Raw genomic sequence first — 17,500 nt, 5'->3', positions numbered from 1 at the left:
GGACCGGTGGGGGTTGGCCACCGGACGGCTAGGGGGTAGGAGGCGGGACGCTCAGTGGTGCTCGGCGAGCGCGCCCTGGATGTAGGTGCAGGTCAGCAGGACGAACACATACGCCTGCACGGCCTGGATGAACAGCTCGAAGGCCGTCATGATGATCGTCATGACGAACGACACGCCGGCGTAGGCGATGCCGATGCCGTTCAGCAGGTACCAGCTCGCGATCGTGAAGAGCAGCAGCAGGGTGTGGCCCGCGAACATGTTGGCGAAGAGCCGGACGGCGTGCGTGAAGGGGCGGACGATCAGGTTCGAGAAGAACTCGATCGTCATGGCCAGCGGCAGCACGGCGCCGAGCGACTTGTCGTAGCCCGTCACGTTCTTGAAGAAACCGACGAATCCGTGGCGCTTGAACGTCAGCGAGACCCACAGGATGTAGACGATCGCGGCGAGACCGGCGGGGTAGGCGATGATCGACGTCACCGGGAACTGGGCGACCGGGATGATCGACCAGAGGTTCATCATCCAGATGAAGAAGAACAGGGCGACGATCAGCGGAACGTACTTCTCACCCTCCCGCTTGCCGAGCGTCTCGTAGACGACACCGCGGCGGATGAAGTCGTAGCCGGACTCGGCGATCATCTGGAGCTTGCCCGGGACGACCTTGGGGCGCGCGAACGCGGCCCAGAAGAAGCCGACGATGATGACCGAGCCGAGGAGCGCGAGCAGCATCGGCTTGTTGAAGTAGAAGCCGTTGCCGTCCGCGTTGCCGGCGAGCGGCTCGAAGAGGAACGAGTGCAGGCCGGGACCGGGGAAGCCACATCCGTCGAAGATGTGGCAGTCGGTCTCGAAGGCGAGCACCTGCGTCGGGTCAGCACTCACCGCGGGCTCCTTCATCGTGGCGCATGGGTACGGCAACCTCGTTGTGTCGGCGCGGCGCGGGGCCGCGGTTCGGCACGGGACTGGTGTTACGGATGTGGGGGCGGCTGTGGGGCATCTCGCCTCGCGAATGAGCAGGCGTCAGCTCAGATGCCCGCGCCCGCGATGCCGCAGTTGGCACCGGACGATAGCAGGATCTCTTCGACGCCCTTATCCCGGCCCTACCCCTCACGACGAGCGCCCCGTCTTTTCGGGCTTGTCGTCCGACGACTCGGGTTCGACGTAGAGGATCTTGGCCTTCATATGAGCACGGGTCTGCGCGGCGATCCACGTCAGGGTGCCGACGACCAGCGTGATCGCGAAGGACCGGGGGTTGAACAGGCTCGTGTTCTTGAACGCGGCGAGGAAGACGAACAGCAGCAGGATCTGCGCCGCGTAGAGCATCAGGCCCATCGCCTGGAAGAGGTGCGGAAGCGATTTGGCGGTGCGCTGCAGGACGTACAGCCCGATGCCCATGAACAGCATCACCACCAGCGTCGCGACGACGGCTCCGAGCACACCCTTGCCGCCGGCCAGCACACCACTGACGACGGCGGCGATGGCGCCGACGGCGACTGTGGGCACAGCGGCCTGGAGCAGGGTCCGGACGTCGTTGGACGGCATGGCGGCAACTCCGCTTTTCACAGGGGGCAGGGTGTCGTCATGGACGAGCGTAGTCCCGGGCTGAGTGGAGTCCTCACGCCAAGAGACCGGCGCATCGCGGTCCTTCGGCTCTCTCCGGGGGTTCTCGTGAACCGTATCACAAACTATTTGATGAGGTCTTTACCTGAGGGTGTGCTGGCTGTCACACATGAGAGTGACAGCGCGCGTTTGTGCAAAAACAGCGCCGTCTTGTCTGGTATTAGAGCGCTTTGCTCCCCCACGACTTGGCAATGCTCTAGTCAGATTCTTACCTTGGCAGCTTCGAACGAGGGCCGACGGCCGTTGCGCCATTGACACCCGTGGCTCCCGAGACACCGGCGGGCACCCGGTCCTCGCGCTCCTCGGCCCGGTCCGCCGGCTCCTCCTGCGGGGCCGCCCCGGCGACCGGGGCACCCACCGCGCGACGGCGGTAACGCGGCGGCACCAGGCGCTGCGCCCAGAGCGGGACGCGCGGGGTGAACCGCGGCAGCAGGAGCAGCACCAGGCCGAGGGCGCTGAGGAACACCACTCCCAGCACGATCCACATCGACGCCGAGTTCACCGAGTAGGCGAGCGCGCCGAAGGCGATCAGCGCCGACCAGAAGTACATGATCAGCACCGCGCGGCTGTGGCTGTGGCCCACTTCCAGCAGCCGGTGGTGCAGGTGGCCGCGGTCGGCGGCGAACGGCGACTGGCCGCGCCAGGTGCGGCGCACGATCGCCAGGATCAGGTCGGCGGCCGGGATGGCGATGATGGTCAGCGGCATCAGCAGCGGGATGTAGACCGGCACCATCTGGTGCACCGTGTTGCGCTCGGAGCCGGAGAACAGCCGCATCGCGTCCGGGTCGACCTGCCCGGTCACCGAGATCGCGCCGGCCGCCAGCACCAGGCCGATCAGCATCGACCCGGAGTCGCCCATGAAGATCCGCGCCGGGTGCATGTTGTGCGGCAGGAAGCCCAGGCACATGCCCATCAGGATCGCCGCGAACAGGGTCGCCGGGGCGGCGGCCTCGATGCCGTACGAGTACCAGATCCGGTAGGCGTACATGAAGAACGCCGCCGCGGCGATGCACACCATGCCGGCCGCGAGCCCGTCCAGGCCGTCCACGAAATTGACCGCGTTGATGGTGATGACCACCAGCGCCACCGTCAGCAGCGTGCCCTGCCACTGGGTGAGCGCCACATTGCCGACGCCCGGGATGGGCAGCCACAGGATCGTCAGACCCTGCACCACCATCACACCGGCGGCGATCATCTGGGCGCCCAGCTTGATCAGGGCGTCGATCTCGAACTTGTCGTCCAGGACACCGATCAGCCAGATCAGCGCCGCCCCGGAGAGCAGCGCACGGGGCTCGTTGGAGGTCTCGAAGACCTGGTTGAGGTTGGTGAGGTGGTCGGCGACCAGCATGCCCGCGCACAGTCCGAAGAACATGGCGATCCCGCCGAGCCGCGGAGTGGGTTCCCGGTGCACGTCACGGGCCCTGATCTCCGGCATCGCCCCCGCCACGATCGCGAACTTCCGTACCGGTCCGGTCAGCAGGTACGTCACCGCGGCCGTGATGCAGAGCGTCAGCAGGTATTCACGCACGGGCTTCCCCACAGGTCTCGCTGGCCATTCCAGGCCCACACCCTAGCGATGCGCGCATATGGGTGGGGACTTCCGGGTAGCGACGATGGTTGCACGCGGGGCTGTGCACCCGGGAGCAACCGCCGTCTTTCACCCCGGATACGGCGGAAACGCCTCCGCCAGTTCCCGGGCCAGCGACCGCGCCCGGGTGATACCCGTCTCCCCTCTCAGCACCCCGCCGACCAGCCCGGCGATCAGGCCCATCTCCGGCTCCCCCATGCCCTGCGTGGTGACCGCCGCGGTGCCCAGGCGCAGGCCGCGGGCGTCCGGGTGCGGCAGGGCGCAGCAGTCCAGGACCAGGCCGGCCGCGCCCAGCCTGCCGCGTGCGGTGCGGCCGTCGACGCCGAGCGGCGCGGGGTCGGCGGTCAGCAGGTGGGTGTCGGTGCCGCCGGTGGTGACGGCCAGGCCCTGGGCGGCCAGGCCCTCGCCGAGGACCCGGGCGTTGGCGACGACCTGATGGGCGTACGCGGCGAAGGCGGGGGTGCGGGCCTCGCCGAAGGCGACCGCCTTGGCGGCGACGGTGTGCATCTGCGCGCCGCTCTGGGTGAACGGGAAGACGGCCCGGTCCACCCGCTCGGCCAGCTCGGCGCCGCACAGCAGCATGCCGCCGCGCGGACCGCGCAGCACCTTGTGGGTGGTGGCGCAGACGATGTCCGCGTACGGCACCGGGCTGGGCGCCGCGCCCCCGGCGACCAGCCCGATGGGGTGGGCGGCGTCCGCGATGAGATACGCGCCGGCCTCGTCGGCGACCTCCCGGAAGAAGGCGTGGTCCATGTGGCGGGGGTAGGAGATCGAGCCGCACACGATGGCCTTGGGCCGGTGCGCGCGGGCCAGCGCGCGGACCTGGTCGTAGTCGATCAGGCCGGTCTCCGCGTCCACGCCGTAGCCGACGAACCGGAACCAGCGGCCGGAGAAGTTCCCGGGCGAACCGTGGGTGAGGTGCCCGCCGTGCGGCAGGCCGAGCGCGAGGACGGTGTCGCCGGGGCGCAGCAGGGCGGCGTAGGCGGCGAGCACCGCCGAGGAGCCCGAGTGGGACTGGACGTTGGCGTGCTCGGCACCGAACAGGGTCCGGGCGCGCTCGACGGCGAGGCGCTCGGCGGCGTCGACCAGCTCGCAGCCGCCGTGGTGCCGGGCCCCCGGGTAGCCCTCGGCGTACTTGTTGGCCAGCGGGGAGCCGAGCGCGGCCAGCACGGCGGGCGAGGTGAAGTTTTCGGCGGCGATGAGCTGGAGCGTGGTGGCCTGCCGGTGCCGCTCCCCGAGCAGGATGTCGGCCAGCTCGGGGTCCTGGCGCCGCAGGACGTCGGCATCGGCCGCACCGGTGGCGACGGGATGGGTGACCGACATGGCAGCGCTCCGGGCGGCTCGTCGACGAGGGCGTACGACCAATGTAGGCCCGGTGCGCGCCAGGTGCCCGTCGGATCGCGGCGGGGGTGCCCGTCAGGTGCGCGCGGGCACCCCGGTCAGTGCCGTGACCACCGGATCGAGTGCCTGGTGTATCTCGTCGCCGATCGACCGGAAGAAGGTCAGCGGGGCGCCGTAGGGGTCGTAGACCTCGTCCGCCTCGGCGGTCGGGGCCAGCAGCCAGCCGCGCAGCGCGGCGGCGGCGCGCACCAGGGCGCGGGCGCGGGCGACCACGCCCTCCTCCAGGGACGGCAGGGTCGCCGGGTCGATGGCGTTGACCAGGCGGGTGAACTCCTTCAGCGTGAAGGTGCGCAGGCCGGCCGAGTGCCCCATGGAGATGACCTGCGCGCGGTGGTCCCGGGTCGCCGTCAGCACCAGGTCGGCGCGGATCACGTGCTCGTCCAGCAGCTCGCGGCCGACGAAGCCGGAGGCGTCCGCGCCGAAGTCGGCGAGCACGGTCTCCGCGTTGGCCTCCATGGGGGCGCCCTCGTGTCCCCAGGTGCCGGCGCTCTCGATGATCAGCGGGCCGCCCAGGATGCCGAGCCGCTCCCGTACGAAGTGCCGGGTCAGCCGCTCGGTGATGGGCGAGCGGCAGACGTTGCCGGTGCTGACGTGGAGGATGCGGAACCGGTCGCGGGGCAGCCCGACGAAGGTGGTCGTCTGTTCCGCGAGACCGCCTATGCCGCGCCCCGCCTCCGGGGCCGTCAATTCGCCACCTCGAGGTCGGGTACGACCTTCCTCAGTTCCTCCGCCGAGATCGCGCCGGCCCGCAGCAGCACGGGCACCTCGCCGGTGACGTCGACGATGGAGGAGGGCACGTTGCCGGGGGTGGGGCCGCCGTCCAGGTAGACGGAGACGGAGTCGCCGAGCATGCTCTGCGCGGCGTCGCAGTCCTCCGGCGCGGGGTGGCCGGTGAGGTTGGCGGAGGTGACGCCCATGGGGCCGACCTCGGTGAGCAGCTCGATGGCGACCGGGTGCAGCGGCATCCGGACGGCGACGGTGCCCCGGGTGTCCCCGAGGTCCCACTGGAGCGAGGGCTGGTGCCGGGCGACGAGGGTGAGCGCGCCCGGCCAGAACGCGTCGACCAGCTCCCAGGCCAGCTCGGAGAAGTCGGTGACCAGGCCGTGCAGCGTGTTCGGGGAGCCGATGAGGACGGGGGTCGGCATGGCACGGCCGCGCCCCTTGGCCTCCAGCAGGTCGGCGACGGCCTCCGCGGCGAACGCGTCGGCGCCGATCCCGTACACCGTGTCCGTCGGCAGCACCACCAGCTCGCCACGGCGGACGGCGGACGCGGCCTCGCGCAGACCGGTCACGCGGTCGGTCGCGTCGTTGGTGTCGTATCGCCGTGCCATGTCTAGCGGGCCTCCTCGTACACGTGCTGCGGATGCGGGTTCGGGGCGGTGCTCACGGCAGCGCCTTGCGGGCGGTGGCGAACCGGGGGCGGTTGTTGAGGTCGGGGTGGTCGGCGGCGTCGGCCCAGCCCCGCTCCTCGGTGAAGATCCACGGCACCTGGCCGCCCTGGGTGTCGGCGTGCTCGACGACGACCACGCCGCCGGGGCGCAGCAGCCGGTGCGCGGTGCGCTCCAGACCGCGGATGAGGTCCAGGCCGTCCTCGCCGGAGAACAGCGCGAGCTGCGGGTCGTGGTCGCGGGCCTCGGGGGCGACGTACTCCCACTCGGTGAGCGGGATGTAGGGCGGGTTGGAGATGACCAGGTCGACCTGGCCGTCGAGGTCCGGGAAGGCGGTCAGGGCGTCGCCCTGGCGCAGCTCGACCCTGGACCCCGCCATGTTCCTGCGGGTCCACACCAGGGCGTCCTCGCTCAGCTCCACGGCGTACACGCGCGAGCGCGGCACCTCCTGGGCGAGGGCCAGCGCGATGGCGCCGGAGCCGGTGCACAGGTCGACGATGCAGGGCTCGACGACGTCCATGGCGCGTACCGCGTCTATCGCCCAGCCGACCACCGACTCGGTCTCCGGGCGGGGCACGAAGACACCGGGGCCGACCTGGAGTTCCAGGTAGCGGAAGTAGGCGCGTCCGGTGATGTGCTGGAGCGGTTCGCGGGCCTCGCGGCGGGCGATGACCTCCCAGTACCGGGCGTCGAAGTCCGCGTCCTTCACGGTGTGCAGCTCGCCCCGCTTGACGCCGTGCACGAACGCGGCGAGTTCCTCCGCGTCGGTGCGCGGCGAGGGCACGCCGGCGTCGGCCAGCCGCTGGGTGGCCTGGGCCACCTCCATGAGCAGCAGGTTCACGCGTCCTCCGAGCTGTCGGTGAGGGTCAGGCGGCGGCGAGCTTGGCGGCCGAGTCCGCGTCGACGCAGGCCTGGATCACCGCGTCGAGTTCGCCGTCCAGGACCTGGTCCAGGTTGTACGCCTTGAAGCCGACGCGGTGGTCCGAGATGCGGTTCTCCGGGAAGTTGTACGTGCGGATCTTCTCGGAGCGGTCCACGGTGCGGACCTGGCTGCGGCGGGCGTCGGCGGCCTCCCGCTCCGCCTCCTCCTGCGCCATGGCCAGCAGCCGTGAGCGCAGGATACGCAGTGCCTGCTCCTTGTTCTGGAGCTGGCTCTTCTCGTTCTGGCAGGAGGCGACGACGCCGGTCGGCAGGTGTGTGATGCGCACGGCGGAGTCGGTGGTGTTCACGGACTGCCCGCCGGGCCCGGAGGACCGGTAGACGTCGATGCGCAGGTCGTTCGGGTTGATCTCGACGTCGACCTCCTCGGCCTCGGGGGTCACCAGGACGCCGGCGGCGGAGGTGTGGATGCGGCCCTGGGACTCGGTGGCGGGCACCCGCTGCACGCGGTGCACGCCGCCCTCGTACTTCAGCCGGGCCCACACGCCCTGGCCGGGCTCGGTCTGGCCGCGGGTCTTCACGGCGACCTGGACGTCCTTGTAGCCGCCCAGCTCGGACTCGGTGGCGTCGATGATCTCGGTCTTCCAGCCGACCCGCTCGGCGTACCGCAGGTACATGCGCAGCAGGTCCCCGGCGAACAGCGCGGACTCGTCGCCGCCGGCGCCGGCCTTGATCTCCAGGATGACGTCCTTGTCGTCGCTGGGGTCGCGCGGGACGAGCAGCAGCCGCAGCTTCTCGGTCAGCTCCTCGCGGCGCTTCTCCAGGTCCTTGACCTCGGCCGCGAACTCGGGGTCGTCGGCGCCCAGTTCACGCGCGGTCTCGATGTCGTCGCCCGTCTGCTTCCAGGAGCGGTACGTGGCGATGATCGGGGTCAGCTCGGCGTAGCGCTTGTTCAGCTTGCGCGCGTTCGCCTGGTCGGCGTGGACCGACGGGTCGGCGAGCGTCTTCTCCAGGTCGGCGTGCTCGGCGACGAGTTCCTCGACGGCCTCGAACATCTTGGGGCTCCTGATACTGCGGTGAAAGGGGAAGGCGGGCGACCAAAAACGCCGGTCCCGGCACGCCCCGGGGTGGGGGCGCGACCGTGGACCGGCGGTCTGGGGCTCGCTACTTCTTGGAGCCGGCGGCAGCCTTGCCGAAGCGGGCCTCGAAGCGGGCCACGCGGCCACCGGTGTCGAGGATCTTCTGCTTGCCCGTGTAGAACGGGTGGCACTCGGAGCAGACCTCGGCCCGGATGGTGCCGGACTGGATGGTGCTGCGGGTGGTGAACGACGCGCCGCAGGTGCAGCTCACCTGGGTCTCGACGTACTCGGGGTGGATCTCGCGCTTCAAGGTGTCTCCTAGGTTCGGGAGGGCTCCGGGTCGCCGCCGCGGGATGCGGGAGCGTGAACCGGGGCCGACGGACCAGTCTGCCAGGACTGGCGCCTACTCCCCAAACCGGGGGGCGGGGCCGGCTATTCCCGGGGGTCTCAGGAGGCGCTGACGACGCCGTCCGCCTTGCCGGTGGCGGTGTCCTTCGTCGCACTCCTCGGGATCGCCCGGTCGTTCTTGAGGGCGGTCCAGACCTGCTGGGCCTTGGTCTCCTCGACGATGACGCGGTTGCCGTCCTGCGGGTCGTACCGGACCGGCATCGTGACCATGGTCATGTTGCCGGCGCCGATGCCCTTGAGGCTGCCGGCGAAGGACATCAGGGAGTTCACCGAGCCCAGGCCGGAGTCGGTGGTGACGGTCTTGGTGGCGGTGTCGGCGAGATCGACCAGCTTCTTGGGGTTGGTGAGCAGCCCGATGTCCTTGACCTGGTCGACCAGGGCCTTGATGAACGCCTGCTGGAGCTGGATGCGGCCGAGGTCGGAGCCGTCGCCGACGCCGTGCCGGGTGCGGACCAGGCCGAGGGCCTGCTCGCCGTCGAGGGTGTGCTCGCCGGCCTTCAGGCTGAGGTGGCTGTCGGGGTCCTCGATGTCCTTCGTGGTGGTGATGTCGACACCGCCGAGTTCGTCGATGAGCTTCTGGAAGCCGGTGAAGTCGACCTCCAGGTAGTGGTCCATGCGCAGGCCGCTGAGCGACTCGACGGTCTTGACCGCGCAGGCCGCGCCGCCGGTGGAGTACGCGGAGTTGAACATGGCGTTCGCGGCGGCGGGGTGGACGTCGCCCTCGGTGTCGGTGCACTCGGGGCGCTCGATGATGGTGTCGCGGGGGATGGAGACCACGCTGGCCTTCTTGTGGCCCTCGTGGACGTGCACGATCATCGCGGTGTCGGAGCGGGCGGTGCCGTCGTCGGTGCCGCCGCCGAGCTTCTCGTTGCCGCCGGCGCGGGTGTCCGAGCCGAGGACCAGGATGTTCTCGGAGCCGTCGTCGGTCTTCTCCGGGCGGTCGGTGCCCAGGGCCTGGTCGATGTCGACGCTGTCGAGGTTGCCGTTGAGCTTGAAGTACAGGTAGCCGACCCCGCTGCCGCCCAGGACGACGATGCCGGCCGCGGTCCAGGCGGCGACCAGCAGGCCCTTGCGCCTGCCGCGCGGCTTGCGGCGGCGGCCCTTGCCGCGGGGCCGCGGCCCGCTGGTACCGGACTCCCCTGGTATGCCGGAATCCGGCGTGCTCTCGGCTGGCATGTGCTCCTCGGCTCTCGGGCTCGTACCGGCACCATCGTCGCTCCGTCCGGTCAGACGGAGAAACCCGGGAAAGGGTTGCACAGCGTTCTGTGACCGGTCCGCGCGGCGCCGACTACACCGCGTATCGGCGAGGGCCAGGGATTCCGGCGCTCACCTGGGGTTTCGCGGGGCCGCACCGAACCGCACAGAAAACACACAGAAAGGGACCGGTGTGGCAAAGGTCTCTCGTGCGCACCTTCCGTCCCGTACGCCACGGACGCACCGGACGCACCGGGCGCACCGGACGCACCGGACGCCACGAGGGCCGCTCCCGGTGCGGGAGCGGCCCTCGTGGCGGTGCGGACGGTGTCCTCAGTCGCCGTTGCCCGGCGCGGGGGTCGTCTTCTGGATCTGGAGCAGGAACTCGGCGTTCGACTTGGTCTGCTTCATCTTGTCCAGGAGCAGCTCGATCGCCTGCTGCGAGTCGAGGGCGTGCAGCACCCGGCGCAGCTTCCAGACGATGGCCAGTTCCTCGCTGCCGAGCAGGATCTCCTCCTTGCGGGTGCCGGACGCGTCGACGTCCACCGCGGGGAAGATGCGCTTGTCGGCGAGCTTCCGGTCGAGCTTGAGCTCCATGTTGCCGGTGCCCTTGAACTCCTCGAAGATCACCTCGTCCATGCGGGACCCGGTGTCCACCAGCGCGGTGGCGAGGATGGTCAGCGAACCGCCGTCCTCGATGTTGCGGGCCGCACCGAAGAACCGCTTCGGCGGGTACAGGGCGGTGGAGTCGACACCACCGGAGAGGATGCGGCCGGAGGCCGGCGCGGCGAGGTTGTAGGCCCGGCCCAGACGCGTGATCGAGTCGAGCAGGACGACCACGTCGTGGCCCAGCTCCACCAGGCGCTTGGCGCGCTCGATGGCCAGCTCGGCGACGGTGGTGTGGTCCTCGGCCGGGCGGTCGAAGGTCGAGGAGATGACCTCGCCCTTGACCGACCGCTGCATGTCGGTGACCTCTTCGGGACGCTCGTCGACGAGGACGACCATCAGGTGGCACTCGGGGTTGTTGTGCGTGATCGCGTTGGCGACCGCCTGCATGATCATGGTCTTGCCGGTCTTCGGCGGGGCCACGATCAGACCGCGCTGGCCCTTGCCGATCGGCGAGACCAGGTCGATGATCCGGGTCGTCAGCACGCCCGGGTCGGTCTCCAGGCGGAGGCGGTCCTGCGGGTACAGCGGCGTCAGCTTGTTGAACTCCGGCCGCCCGCGGCCGTGTTCGGGCGCCATGCCGTTGACCGAGTCGAGGCGGACCAGCGCGTTGAACTTCTCGCGCCGCTCGCCTTCCTTGGGCTGGCGCACGGCGCCGGTGATGTGGTCGCCCTTGCGCAGGCCGTTCTTGCGGACCTGGGCGAGGGAGACGTACACGTCGTTGGGGCCCGGGAGGTAGCCCGAGGTGCGGATGAACGCGTAGTTGTCGAGGATGTCGAGGATGCCCGCGACCGGGATCAGCACGTCGTCCTCGTTGATCTGCGGCTCGGCGGCGATGTCGTCGCGTCCGCGCCGGCCCCGGCGGTCCCGGTAGCGCCCGCGCCGGCCGCGGCGGCCGCCGTCGAAGTCGTCGTCGTCCTGCTGCTGGCGGTCCTGCCGGCCGCCGCCCTGCTGCTGGCGCTGGCCGCCGCCCTGGTTCTGCTGGTCGTCGCCCTTGCCGCGGCGGTCGCGGTCGCCGCGCTCCCGGTCACCGCGGTCGCGGTCCCGGCCGCGGTCGCGGCGGTCGCGGCGGCGGCCCTCGCCGCCGTCGCCGTCGGAGCGGGCGTCGCCCTGGTGCTGCTGGCCGCCCTGGGACTGCTGCTGCGACTGCTGCGCGGCGGCGTCGGTCTTCGGCTCGGCGGCGACCGTCTCGGTCGCGGCGGCCGGGCTGCCGGCGTCGGCGGTGGCGCGGCGCCGGCGGCGCTCGGCGGGGGCCTCGTCGGCCTCGCTCGTCCGGGCGGGGGTGCCGGCGGGCTGCCCCGGGATCTCGATCTGCTGCTGGGCGCCGGCGGCCTTCTCGGCGGAGTCGGTGGCCTTGGCCGCCTTCTTCCCGGCCTTCTCGCCCTTGTCCGCCTTCTCGGCGGCGCCCTCGTCGCCCGTACGGGTCCGGGCGGTGGCGCGGCGCTTCGGCTTGCTCTCGGCGGCGCCGTCCGCGGCCTTGGCGGGCCCGCCCGAGGCGGCCTGCGCCTCCTTGATGACCTCGATCAGTTGACTCTTGCGCATCCGCGCGGTGCCCCTGATGCCGAGGCCGGATGCGACCTGCTGCAACTCGGCCAGCACCATGCCCTCGAGGCCGGTACCGCGGCGCCGCCGGGAGCCGGCACCGGTGGCAGGCGCGGAGGCGTCCGTGGCGGGCGCTGCAGCGGTCTCCTCGACACGTGCGCCCATCAGATCGGTGGTGTCGCTCACGAAGGGTCCTTCCCTGGAGCGGACGTCGGCCTGTCTGGCTCGGCGACCGGTTGTGCTGTCCGGCTTCGGTCCTTGCTGTGTGAACCGTGCCGGGGCGGTGGTCCGCCTAAGCGGCGGAAGAGATATCTGGTGATGGCGCTTCCTTGAGCCGTGGCACCCAGTGTCTGTGTCACGCGGCGTGGTCGCACCGGTTCCGGAGCGTGCCCGGCGAGCAGCTCAGTGCCGATGGAGGCCGGACGCGTGGCGTACGGCGTTCACAACACAATGCGGCTTGGGGGGCTCCCGGAAGAATGTCTGTCCCGGACGGGGACACGAGGCACCTCGCCATGGTGAGGTCGGGTGCAGACTTGAGGTTAACACTACCGGATCCAACAAACATTCCCCCTCTCCACATCCGGCAACCGTGCGCGTTCACATGTCGCCGGGGGGCGCGAGCGGCAGCACGCTCGCCCCTCGCAGATCCAGACTCAGCCGGTTCGCCGCCCAGTCCGCGCCGGCCAGCGCCTCGACCTTGTCGGCGGTGCCGGCCTCGGCCAGCGCCATGACGGTGGGTCCGGCACCGGAGATCACCGCGGGGATGCCGTCGCCCCGCAGCCGTTCCACCAGCGCCGCGCTGTCGGGCATGGCCGGGGCGCGGTACTCCTGGTGGAGGCGGTCCTCGGTGGCCGGCAGCAGCAGCTCGGGGCGCCGGGTGAGGGCCTCGACGAGCAGTGCGGCGCGGCCGGCGTTGGCGGCGGCGTCGACGTGCGGCACGGTGCGCGGGAGCAGTCCGCGCGCCGTCTCCGTCAGTACCGGCTTTCCGGGCACGAAAACCACCGGAACGATGGAATCGGCGGGCTCCATCCTGATCGCGCGGGCGGCGCCGCCCTCCAGCCAGGACAGGGTGAAGCCGCCCAGCAGACAGGCCGCCACGTTGTCGGGGTGGCCCTCGATCTCGGTGGCGAGGTCGAGGAGGGCCGCGTCGTCGAGGCGGGCCTCGCCGCCTATGGTCACCGCCCGCGCGGCGACGATGCCGGCGCAGATGGCGGCGGAGGAGGAGCCGAGGCCGCGGCCGTGCGGGATGCGGTTGGCGCAGACGATCTCCAGGCCGCGCGGCTGTCCGCCGAGCAGGTCGAAGGCGGTGCGCAGGGAGCGTACGAGCAGGTGCTTCTCGTCGCGGGGCAGGGTCTCGCCGCCCTCCCCCGCGATGTCGATGTGCAGCCCGGAGTCGGCCACCCGGACCACGACGTCGTCGTAGAGCCCCAGCGCGAGGCCGAGGGCGTCGAAGCCCGGACCGAGGTTGGCGCTGGTGGCGGGGACGCGCACCCGGACGGCGGCGGCGCGGAACGCTGGACCGGCCATCGCTCGTTGACTCTCCTTGAGCTGCGTGATGGTCGAATGACTTCCGAGGAACATCCGATGACGTACGAGGAACCCGATCCGGCCGCCGCAGCCTGCCGTACGGACGACCGTCCCGACCGCTTCCCGACCGCGGAGACGGCGCGGCACCGCGGCATATGCGGCGGGCGGGTTCGGTACAGCCTATCGAAGGAAGGTTCTGTGGCGACATAGGGCGCACAGGAGGCGCACGATGCGTGTCGTAAGCCCCCTATGCACCCCCGGTGAAACCCCTCCCCCGGTCGGCGCCGCCGTCTGCCCGGCCGGCCGGGCAGACGGGGGATCACACCAGGCCGAGGCGCTCCGCGGCGGTCGCGGCGTCGACCGGGACGGTGACCGGCTGGGGGGCGCCGGCGACGGCCCAGTCGGGGTCCTTCAGGCCGTTGCCGGTGACGGTGCACACGATCTTCTGGCCCGGGTCGACCTTGCCCTGCTCGGCGGCCTTCAGCAGACCGGCGACCGAGGCGGCGGAGGCGGGCTCGACGAAGACGCCCTCCTGGGAGGCCAACAGCCGGTAGGCGCGCAGGATCTCACGGTCCGTCACCTCGTCGATGGCGCCGCCCGACTCGTCCCGCGCGGCGAGCGCGAAGTCCCAGGAGGCGGGGTTGCCGATCCGGATGGCGGTGGCGATGGTCGACGGGTCCTTGACCACCTCGCCGCGCACGATCGGCGCGGAGCCGGACGCCTGGAACCCCCACATGCGCGGCGTGCGCGTGGCGATGCCGTCGGCGGCGTACTCCTTGTAGCCCTTCCAGTACGCGGTGATGTTGCCCGCGTTGCCGACCGGCAGGACGTGGATGTCGGGCGCGTCGCCGAGCATGTCGACGATCTCGAAGGCGGCGGTCTTCTGCCCCTCGATGCGCACCGGGTTGACCGAATTGACCAGCGCCACGGGGTAGTTGTCGCTGAGCGCGCGGGCCAGGGTGAGGCAGTCGTCGAAGTTGCCGTCGACCTGGAGGATCTTCGCGCCGTGCACGAGGGCCTGGCCCATCTTGCCGAGCGCGATCTTGCCCTGCGGCACGAGGACGGCGGACACCATGCCGGCGCGCACGCCGTACGCGGCGGCGGAGGCCGACGTATTGCCGGTGGAGGCGCAGATGACGGCCTGCGCGCCCTCCTCCTTGGCCTTGCTGATGGCCATGGTCATGCCGCGGTCCTTGAAGGACCCGGTGGGGTTCGCGCCCTCCACCTTGAGGTGGACCTCGCAGCCCGTGCGCTCGGAGAGCACCTGCGCGGGCACGAGCGGCGTGCCGCCCTCGCGGAGCGTCACGACCGGCGTGCTGGCGGAGACCGGCAGCCTGTCCCGGTACTCCTCGATGATTCCGCGCCACTGGTGGGTCATTGCTGGTTACTCTCCTTCAACCCGCATGATGCTGGCGACACCCCGCACGGTGTCGAGCTTGCGCAACGCCTCGACGGTGCCGCCGAGGGCGGCGTCGGACGCGCGGTGGGTGACGACGACGAGGGATGCCTCGCCGTCCTTTCCGGACTGCCGGACGGTGTCGATGGACACCCCGTGCTCGGCGAACACCGTGGCCACCTGGGCGAGCACGCCCGGCTTGTCGGCGACGTCGAGACTGATGTGGTACCGCGTGACCACCTCGCCCATCGGCGACACGGGCAGCGCGGCGTACGCGGACTCACCGGGCCCGCGCCCGCCGCCGAGCCGGTTGCGGCAGACGGCGACCAGGTCGCCGAGGACGGCGGAGGCGGTCGGCGCCCCGCCGGCGCCGGGCCCGTAGAACATGAGCTGCCCGGCCGCCTCCGACTCCACGAAGACGGCGTTGTAGGCCCCGCGGACATTGGCCAGCGGGTGGCTGAGCGGGATCATCGCGGGGTGCACCCGCGCGGTGACGGAGGCCCCGTCCGCGGCCCGCTCGCAGATGGCGAGCAGCTTGATGGTGCAGCCCATCTCCTTGGCGGAGGCGAAGTCGGCGGCGGTGACCTCGGTCATGCCCTCGCGGTAGACGTCGTCCAGGCGCACCCGCGTGTGGAAGGCGATCCCGGCGAGGATGGCGGCCTTGGCGGCGGCGTCGAAGCCCTCGACGTCGGCGGTCGGGTCGGCCTCCGCGTACCCCAGGGCGGTGGCCTCGTCGAGCGCCTCCTGGTACCCGGCGCCGGTGGAGTCCATGGCGTCGAGGATGAAGTTGGTCGTCCCGTTGACGATGCCGAGGACGCGGTTGACCTTGTCGCCGGCGAGGGACTCGCGCAGCGGGCGGATCAGCGGGATGGCGCCGGCGACGGCGGCCTCGTAGTACAGGTCCCGGCCGTGCTCGGCGGCGACGGCGTGCAGCGCGGCGCCGTCCTGGGCGAGCAGCGCCTTGTTGGCGGAGACCACGGAGGCGCCGTGCTCCATGGCGGTGGTGATCAGCGTCCGGGCGGGCTCGATGCCGCCGATGACCTCGACGACGACGTCGATGTCCCCGCGTTTGACCAGGGCGGTGGCGTCGGTGGTGACCAGCGCGGGGTCGATGCCCTCGCGGACCCGGTCGGGCCGCCGTACCGCCACGCCCGCCAGCTCCACCGGGGCGCCGATCCGGGCGGCGAGGTCGTCGGCGTGCGTCGTCATGATGCGCGCCACCTCTGAGCCGACCACTCCACAGCCCAGCAGCGCCACCTTCAGCGGACGCGTACGCATCATCCGACCTCGTTTCCTCTTACCGTCTGCGGTGGAACCAGTCTCACTCACCGGACGGGAGTTTCTGCCCTTCGTCCGGATCGTGAGACATTAATTTCAATTGCGCGGGGCGTGCGCGCGGAAGATCTCCCGCGCGCACGCGCCGGATCAGCCGACGTCGAGCCGCAGCAGATCCTCCTCGGTCTCACGCCGGACGACGACCCGCGCCTCGCCGTCCCGGACGGCGACGACGGGCGGGCGCAGCACGTGGTTGTAATTGCTCGCCATGGACCGGCAGTACGCCCCGGTGGCGGGTACGGCGATGAGGTCGCCCGGCGCCAGGTCGGCCGGCAGGAACGCGTCCTTGACCACGATGTCCCCGCTCTCGCAGTGCTTGCCGACGACCCGGGCGAGCATCGGCTCGGCGTCACTGGCCCGGGACACCAGGGCGACGCTGTACTCGGCGTCGTAGAGCGCGGTGCGGATGTTGTCCGACATGCCCCCGTCGACGGAGACGTACGTACGCAGCCCGTCGAGCGGCTTGACGGTGCCGACCTCGTACAGCGTGAAGGCGGTCGGCCCGACGATGGCCCGCCCGGGTTCCACGGAGATCCGCGGCACCCGCAGCCTTGCCGCCTCGCACTCCCGGGTGACGATCTCGGTCAGCGCCTTGGCGATCTCGTGCGGCTCGCGCGGATCGTCGTCGCTGGTGTACGCGATGCCGAGCCCGCCCCCGAGGTCGATCTCGGGCAGCTCGACGCCGTGCTCGTCCCGGATGTCCTTCAGCAGCCCGACCACGCGGTGCGCGGCCACCTCGAACCCGGACATGTCGAAGATCTGCGACCCGATGTGCGAGTGGATGCCGATCAGCTCCAGCCCGTCGAGCTGCAGCGCCCGCCGCACCGCCTCGGCGGCCTGCCCGCCCGCCAGCGGAATCCCGAACTTCTGGTCTTCATGAGCGGTGGCGATGAACTCGTGCGTGTGCGCCTCCACCCCCACGGTGATACGGATCTGCACCCGCTGCCGCTTGCCCAGCTCCCGGGCGATGTGAGCCACCCGGACGATCTCCTGGAAGGAGTCGAGCACGATCCGCCCGACCCCGGCGCGCACCGCCCTTTCCAGCTCCTGGGCGGACTTGTTGTTGCCGTGGAAGGCGATCCGCTCGGGGGCCATCCGGGCGGACAGCGCGGTGGCCAGCTCGCCCCCCGAGCACACGTCGAGGTTCAGCCCCTCCTCGTCCAGCCAGCGGACGACGGCCCGGGACAGGAACGCCTTCCCGGCGTAGAACACGTCGGCGTCGGCCCCGAAGGCGTCCCGCCAGGCCCGCGCCCGAGCACGGAAGTCGGTCTCGTCGAGGACGTAGGCGGGGGTGCCGTACTCCTCGGCGAGCCGGACGACGGAAATCCCGCCGACGGTGACGACCCCGTCGGCGTCGCGGTCGACGGTCCGCGCCCACACCTTCGGATCGAGGGCGTTGAGGTCGGCGGGCGGGGCGGCGTAGTGCCCCTCGGGGAGGACGTCGGCGTGCCGGGGCCCGGCGGGGTGTGCGGAACGGCTCATT

General features: G+C 71.2%; 15 protein-coding genes. All 15 read right to left on the bottom strand.

Features of this window, described 5'->3' with window-relative positions; genetic code table 11:
• Positions 1-51 precede the first annotated feature (51 nt).
• Positions 52-891: a F0F1 ATP synthase subunit A gene (gene atpB, locus ACFY32_RS11960; protein ID WP_359196274.1), complete on the bottom strand. Its 840-nt coding sequence runs from the start codon at positions 889-891 to the stop codon at positions 52-54.
• A gap of 210 nt (positions 892-1,101) precedes the next feature.
• Complete coding sequence (locus tag ACFY32_RS11955; RefSeq protein ID WP_359196271.1) at positions 1,102-1,536, bottom strand: hypothetical protein; 435 nt, start codon at positions 1,534-1,536, stop codon at positions 1,102-1,104.
• A 286-nt stretch (positions 1,537-1,822) separates the two neighbouring features.
• Positions 1,823-3,142, bottom strand: coding sequence for an MraY family glycosyltransferase (locus ACFY32_RS11950; protein WP_359196268.1), 1,320 nt, complete (start codon positions 3,140-3,142; stop codon positions 1,823-1,825).
• 129 nt (positions 3,143-3,271) lie between these two features.
• Positions 3,272-4,525 (bottom strand): serine hydroxymethyltransferase, encoded by a 1,254-nt coding sequence (gene glyA, locus ACFY32_RS11945; protein WP_359196265.1) that lies wholly within the window; start codon positions 4,523-4,525, stop codon positions 3,272-3,274.
• Positions 4,526-4,618: 93 nt separating this feature from the next.
• Positions 4,619-5,290: a protein-tyrosine-phosphatase gene (locus ACFY32_RS11940; RefSeq protein WP_359196262.1), complete on the bottom strand. Its 672-nt coding sequence runs from the start codon at positions 5,288-5,290 to the stop codon at positions 4,619-4,621.
• Entirely contained in the window at positions 5,287-5,934 is a 648-nt protein-coding gene (locus tag ACFY32_RS11935) for an L-threonylcarbamoyladenylate synthase (RefSeq protein WP_359196260.1), read from the bottom strand. Before ACFY32_RS11935 ends, ACFY32_RS11940 begins: the two co-directional genes overlap by 4 nt.
• Before the next feature lie 52 nt (positions 5,935-5,986).
• The gene (gene prmC, locus ACFY32_RS11930; RefSeq protein ID WP_359196257.1) at positions 5,987-6,832 is read right to left on the bottom strand and encodes a peptide chain release factor N(5)-glutamine methyltransferase; all 846 of its coding nucleotides are present in this window, start codon (positions 6,830-6,832) and stop codon (positions 5,987-5,989) included.
• A gap of 25 nt (positions 6,833-6,857) precedes the next feature.
• On the bottom strand, positions 6,858-7,925 hold the full coding sequence (prfA, locus tag ACFY32_RS11925; RefSeq protein WP_359196254.1) for a peptide chain release factor 1: 1,068 nt from the start codon (positions 7,923-7,925) through the stop codon (positions 6,858-6,860).
• A gap of 109 nt (positions 7,926-8,034) precedes the next feature.
• A complete protein-coding gene (rpmE, locus tag ACFY32_RS11920) occupies positions 8,035-8,259 on the bottom strand; it encodes a 50S ribosomal protein L31 (RefSeq protein WP_190206740.1) in 225 nt (74 codons plus the stop codon).
• Positions 8,260-8,396: 137 nt separating this feature from the next.
• Positions 8,397-9,533 (bottom strand): LCP family protein, encoded by a 1,137-nt coding sequence (locus ACFY32_RS11915; protein WP_359196249.1) that lies wholly within the window; start codon positions 9,531-9,533, stop codon positions 8,397-8,399.
• Between the two features lie 351 nt (positions 9,534-9,884).
• On the bottom strand, positions 9,885-11,945 hold the full coding sequence (rho, locus tag ACFY32_RS11910; protein ID WP_359196245.1) for a transcription termination factor Rho: 2,061 nt from the start codon (positions 11,943-11,945) through the stop codon (positions 9,885-9,887).
• 411 nt (positions 11,946-12,356) lie between these two features.
• On the bottom strand, positions 12,357-13,286 hold the full coding sequence (gene thrB / locus ACFY32_RS11905; protein WP_359196242.1) for a homoserine kinase: 930 nt from the start codon (positions 13,284-13,286) through the stop codon (positions 12,357-12,359).
• 319 nt (positions 13,287-13,605) lie between these two features.
• Positions 13,606-14,664, bottom strand: coding sequence for a threonine synthase (thrC, locus tag ACFY32_RS11900; RefSeq protein ID WP_390674025.1), 1,059 nt, complete (start codon positions 14,662-14,664; stop codon positions 13,606-13,608).
• Between the two features lie 6 nt (positions 14,665-14,670).
• On the bottom strand, positions 14,671-15,963 hold the full coding sequence (locus ACFY32_RS11895; RefSeq protein ID WP_359196236.1) for a homoserine dehydrogenase: 1,293 nt from the start codon (positions 15,961-15,963) through the stop codon (positions 14,671-14,673).
• Positions 15,964-16,107: 144 nt separating this feature from the next.
• Entirely contained in the window at positions 16,108-17,499 is a 1,392-nt protein-coding gene (gene lysA / locus ACFY32_RS11890; protein ID WP_359196233.1) for a diaminopimelate decarboxylase, read from the bottom strand.
• Between the last annotated feature and the right edge of the window lies 1 nt (position 17,500).

Source organism: Streptomyces sp. NPDC000134, assembly GCF_042899225.1.
Classification (GTDB): domain Bacteria; phylum Actinomycetota; class Actinomycetes; order Streptomycetales; family Streptomycetaceae; genus Streptomyces.
The sequence above is the reverse complement of the archived record's forward strand: the minus strand, read 5'-3'. Positions and strand labels throughout refer to the sequence as shown.